This is a genomic window from Leeuwenhoekiella sp. CH_XMU1409-2 (assembly GCF_037029365.1).
In the GTDB taxonomy this organism is placed as follows: Bacteria; Bacteroidota; Bacteroidia; order Flavobacteriales; family Flavobacteriaceae; genus Leeuwenhoekiella; species Leeuwenhoekiella blandensis.
On sequence record NZ_JAYMEI010000047.1, the window covers coordinates 1 to 977 of the forward strand.

Consider the following 977-nt stretch of genomic DNA (forward strand, 5'->3'; position numbering starts at 1 on the left):
TGAAAAAGATAGTTTTACAATCCCGGGTTATGTAGAGGTCTTGGGAGGTTTTAATGGGGCAGAAACCAGCATAACACAAAGGGACTGGGTAGCAAATCCTACCATTTTGAGTGGAGACTTAAATAAGGACCAAACCGAAAATATTGGGGATAGTCATACCGTCGTAACTATGGTGGGAAACCAAGCTATGTTGAATGGATTCTATATTCAAGGAGGCTATGCAGACGACGCCACAGATGATGCTCTAATCGCAATTGGCCGAGCCGGAGCCGGGGTTTATAACAACGGAGATAATAGTATTTACAATTGTGTTTTTCGAAATAATACCGCTGCGACAGCCTCAGGTATTGGTGGAGCATTGGTCTCTTTTGGTGGTACAATAGCGCTGATTAATACGTTGATGTATGCAAATGAAGCAACAGCCAATGGAGGTGCTATTTCGGCAGAAGGAGGGACCATTAATCTGATCAACTGTACAATTGCAGATAACAAGGCAGACCGAGGAGGCGGGGTGCACTTTTTTAGTGGAAGTATACAGGCGGTGAATAGCATTTTTTCAAATAACAGTGGGGGAAATGGTAATTTTAATGATGATGGAGGGGCAGGTACAGGAACAGCCAACCATTGCTTGTTTTTTAATGAAACCTCAGGAAACAGTGGCACATTGCCGGTAGGAATTATAGGAGCCAATAACATAATCGAGTTAGCCCCTGAGTTTCTAAATGATTATATATTAAAGAATACTTCAGCAGCTATAAATTCCGGTAGCAATGAAGCTTACATCCAAGCTGTAGGCGATTTAGATATAGATATAGACTTGGCGGGTAATCCAAGGTTGATTGAAGGAATTATAGATATAGGAACTTATGAAGTGCCCTCTTTTGATTTAAAACCAAATATGAAGCAATTGCACTATTTTAATAATATAGAGCGCAAATGTTTTTGTCCTTTTTTGTAGGTCTGTTTTATTCATCATT

Annotated in this window: 1 protein-coding gene; it reads left to right on the forward strand. The window is 40.2% G+C overall.

The features are described from left to right. On the forward strand, positions 1-958 hold a 958-nt coding region (locus WA338_RS18800; RefSeq protein ID WP_336094555.1), incomplete at its 5' end, for a hypothetical protein. Positions 959-977: the final 19 nt, after the last annotated feature.